General features: G+C 63.9%; 5 protein-coding genes. All 5 read left to right on the plus strand.

Annotated features, from left to right (window positions below; translation table 11 throughout):
• Positions 1 to 346 precede the first annotated feature (346 nt).
• From AB1A62_RS22000 to AB1A62_RS22020, 5 genes are read left to right on the plus strand one after another with little or no spacing between them, the layout of a single operon-like run.
• Positions 347 to 1,240 carry a protoglobin domain-containing protein gene (locus AB1A62_RS22000; RefSeq protein WP_366663588.1) on the plus strand — a complete coding sequence of 298 codons (894 nt, stop codon included), beginning with the start codon at positions 347 to 349 and terminating at the stop codon, positions 1,238 to 1,240.
• 1 nt (position 1,241) lies between these two features.
• Complete coding sequence (locus tag AB1A62_RS22005) at positions 1,242 to 1,598, plus strand: STAS domain-containing protein (protein ID WP_366663589.1); 357 nt, start codon at positions 1,242 to 1,244, stop codon at positions 1,596 to 1,598.
• A complete protein-coding gene (locus AB1A62_RS22010; protein ID WP_366663590.1) occupies positions 1,595 to 2,011 on the plus strand; it encodes an anti-sigma regulatory factor in 417 nt (138 codons plus the stop codon). The genes AB1A62_RS22005 and AB1A62_RS22010 overlap by 4 nt, the downstream gene beginning before the upstream one ends.
• Positions 2,008 to 2,649 (plus strand): SpoIIE family protein phosphatase, encoded by a 642-nt coding sequence (locus tag AB1A62_RS22015; RefSeq protein ID WP_366663591.1) that lies wholly within the window; start codon positions 2,008 to 2,010, stop codon positions 2,647 to 2,649. The genes AB1A62_RS22010 and AB1A62_RS22015 overlap by 4 nt, the downstream gene beginning before the upstream one ends.
• Positions 2,646 to 3,341: a hypothetical protein gene (locus tag AB1A62_RS22020; RefSeq protein WP_366663592.1), complete on the plus strand. Its 696-nt coding sequence runs from the start codon at positions 2,646 to 2,648 to the stop codon at positions 3,339 to 3,341. Before AB1A62_RS22015 ends, AB1A62_RS22020 begins: the two co-directional genes overlap by 4 nt.
• The last annotated feature ends 87 nt before the right edge of the window (positions 3,342 to 3,428 follow it).

The following is a 3,428-nucleotide window of genomic DNA, read 5'->3' on the forward strand; positions in this document are numbered from 1 at the left end:
TCCCGCTTCACCTCCGGCGCATTCAGGGACCCGGCCAGGTCCCCGATCAGCTCCCGGTACCGGGATGACAGGCTGGGATGAAGCCGCAGGGGCGCGCGCGCTGGTTCAGATGCACCTGGCGCCGGGCTTCATAGGCCTGCCAGCCTTGCGGCTGCAGGGCGTGGATGAGGAATTTTTCCACGCTTGAAAACGGCCCCTGAAGAACCGGCGAAACGGGGTGCAAATTGCGGATGCTATCCATCGCACTGTTTTTACGGGGTATTATCGGCCGCACTCTCAGCATTTAGTGTTTCGTTAAGCATATCCCCGGACCCTTTCAGCATATTTCCATGGCTGCGAGGGTCCCATGAACGAGGTCATTTCGTCGACAATTCAATCCCCGGCTCAGGGGCTGCAGGCAGTCTGGGGCTGGTTCGACGTCAGTCAGGACGACAGGGCCCGGGTTTCCGACCTTCTGCCGCTGGCCGAACAGAACATCGAGGCGATCCTGCAGGACTTTTACAGCCGCGACGGCGGCTATGATCACCCCAGCGGCGAGGGGGCTGCCTCCGGCATGCAGAAGGTGAAGGACGAACAGCGGCGGCATCTGCTGGAGCTCTTTGACGCGGGACTTGACCAGAAGTATTTCGAGGGCCGCAAGAGCGCCGGCATTTTCAATGAAAACTACGGCATCTCGCCGAGCTTTTACCTGAGCCTGTACACCTTTGCCATCAACCGGATCTGCGATCTGATCCGGGAGCATACGAAAGACGGCGCAGAAGCCGAGACCGTCCAGAAGGCGCTGCGCAAGACGGCCGCCTGCCATCAGGCGATCACGATCGAAGCCTTTTCGGCAGCCCGGTCCGAGGCGATCGAGCAGCGCGAACGCCAGATGAGCGAATTGCCGACACCGGCGCTGCGCCTGCAGGAAGGGCTGTTGCTGGTGCCGGTTGTCGGCGTGCTCGACAGCCACCGATCACGGCTTCTGACCATGCAGATCCTGGATGCCATCCGGGATCAGAATGCCCGCGTGGTGGTGCTCGACATCACCGGGGTTGCGGCGGTGGACAGCATGGTGGCCAATCACCTGATCCAGACCATGACAGCAACCCGCCTGATGGGGGCGCAGTCGGTGCTGACCGGGATCAGCGCCGAGGTGGCGCAGGCGCTGGTCAAGATCGGCGTATCCGATGACGCGCTGAACCCGGCAGGCGATCTTGAGCGGGGCGTCGAAACCGCACGCAAGCTTCTGGAGCGCTGAGGTGGCCCGGCGCGTCCCCATCATCAGCCAGGGCGACCTGCTGATCGCAGCGGTGCAGGAAGAACTTTCCGACGGCGACATCCAGGAGATGCAGCACAGCATCCTGAAGGAGGTCTCGCGGCGGGCGGCATCCAAAGTGATCCTGGACGTCAGCCTGCTGGATGTCATCGACAGTTTCGGCACCAGGATGCTGAGCGACATTGCAGCATCGGTCGCCCTCCGCGGGGCGCGGATCGCCATCGTCGGCATCCGGCCTGAGATCGCCATGGCAATGGTTCTCCTGGGCCTTAATCTGGAGAATATCCCCACCGCGCTGAACCTTGACCACGGAATTGCGATCCTGCGAGACCGTTCATGAATGCGCCCGTGGCGGAACCCGCAGCCGTGCTGCAGCCGGTGTCCTGTGACAGCGATGTTGTTGCAGCGCGCCAGCTGGTGCGCAAGCTGGCGGTGGAGCTGGAGTTCAGCAGGCCGGATCAGGCTCTGATTGCAACCGCGGTGTCCGAATTGGCCCGCAATATCGTGAAATACGCGGACGAGGGAGAGATTGAGCTGTGTGCTGCCGCCAGCGGTTCGAAGACCGGAATCAAAGTGACGGCGCGGGACCGCGGCCCCGGGCTGGATGACGTCGAGCTGGCGCTGCAGGACGGGTATTCAACAGGCAACAGTCTCGGTCTCGGTCTGCCAGGCACCCGGCGGATCGTTGATCAATTCGAGATCCGCTCGGAGCCGGGCCGCGGGCTGACTGTGACGGTGGTGAAATGGCGGTGAGCGCGAAGAGCGGCAGTATCGCCTTTGGCCCCGGCGGCTCTCAGATCGACTGGGCAGTGGCGCAGGCGGCAAAGGAGGGAAGCACTGCCTGCGGCGACGGCTATCTGCTGCGGCGGGCCGGCAGCAGGCTGCTGGTCGCGCTGGCGGATGGCGTGGGCAGCGGCGCGGAAGCCCGGGACGCGGCCAGCGCGTGCCTGCAGGAGCTGGCGGCCGGTTCTGTCCGCGGCATCGCGGACCTGTTCGAGGCCGCCCACGGCCGCCTGCAGGGCTCCCGCGGGGCGGCGCTGGCGGTGGCGCTGATCGACCCGGATCAGGCTGCCGTTGAATGGGCCGCGCTCGGCGATGTGGAGGGTGTCATCTGCCCGCTGCAGCCAGGCAGCAGGGAAAGCAATGTGATCATGCAGAAGGGCGGAACCCTGGGGGTGCATTTCCCGGGCGTGTTCTGTCAGACCCGGAATTTTCCGCCGCAGCATGTCCTGGTCTTCGCCTCTGACGGGATTTCCCGGCGGTTCCGGGATGCGCTGCCCCGTATGCAGGTGCCGCCCCGGGAGTGGGTGCCCTCCTGTCTCGGCAGCTACGGCAAGGCGCATGATGACCGCACACTTCTGGCTGTTGCCCACCGGCGGAGGGGCGCATGATCGGCGTGGAGGAACCCCGGGCAGACAACGCCACGACGGTGGCGGCCCGCCGCTATAACGCCGCCCTGGCCGCCTATATGGACAGCGGCGATGCGGAGCAGTTGGGAGAGGCTTATGAAGCCGCCCGTCTGGCCCTGGCCGTGAATGTGCCGTTGTCCGGCTTCGGGGGGTATCATTTTTCCGGGCTGCGCGAGCGCCTGCTGGCCGAAGGCGCATCAAGCGTGTGCCTTGACCGGGCAGAGGACTTCTTCCTGGAAGGGATGGCGGTCTATGACATGGCGCTGCGCGGATATGTCAGCGGCACCGCCAAACTGAGAAAGGAAGTCGCGGAACGGCGCCGGGTCGAAGAGGAACTGCGCGATATCACCTTTGAACTGGCCCGCCAGAGGGACGAACTGGACCGCGAGGTGCAGAAGCGGACAGCGGAGATCCGGCGGCGGGCAGAGGAGCTAGAATGCAAGAACCGGCAGCTGACGCAGACCAATCAGGACCAGTCCAATTTTTCATATGCGCTGTCCCACGACCTGAAATCGCCGATCAACACGATACACTGTTTTCTGGATGTGCTGCTTGAGGATTTCCAGGCGGACCTGCCGCCGGACGCGGCTGGCATCATCAGGGATCTGATTGGCACCGCGCGGCGGATGCGGCAGTGGAGTGCCCCATCTGAATTGGCCCACCGTTATGTTTAGGAAACGGAGGACTGAGAATGGCGAACAAGCGACACAAGCCTGAGGAAATAGTTCAGAAGCTGCGGCAGGTTGATGTGCTTGTCGGCC

The organism is Leisingera sp. JC11, from assembly GCF_040704725.1.
GTDB lineage: Bacteria > Pseudomonadota > Alphaproteobacteria > Rhodobacterales > Rhodobacteraceae > Leisingera.

Bases quoted from the DNA above. Each gene is read 5' to 3' on its own strand.
- AB1A62_RS22000 (WP_366663588.1), top strand. From the start codon at position 347: ATGAACGAGGTCATTTCGTCGACAATTCAATCCCCGGCTCAGGGGCTG.
- AB1A62_RS22010 (WP_366663590.1), top strand. From the start codon at position 1,595: ATGAATGCGCCCGTGGCGGAACCCGCAGCCGTGCTGCAGCCGGTGTCC.
- AB1A62_RS22020 (WP_366663592.1), top strand. From the start codon at position 2,646: ATGATCGGCGTGGAGGAACCCCGGGCAGACAACGCCACGACGGTGGCG.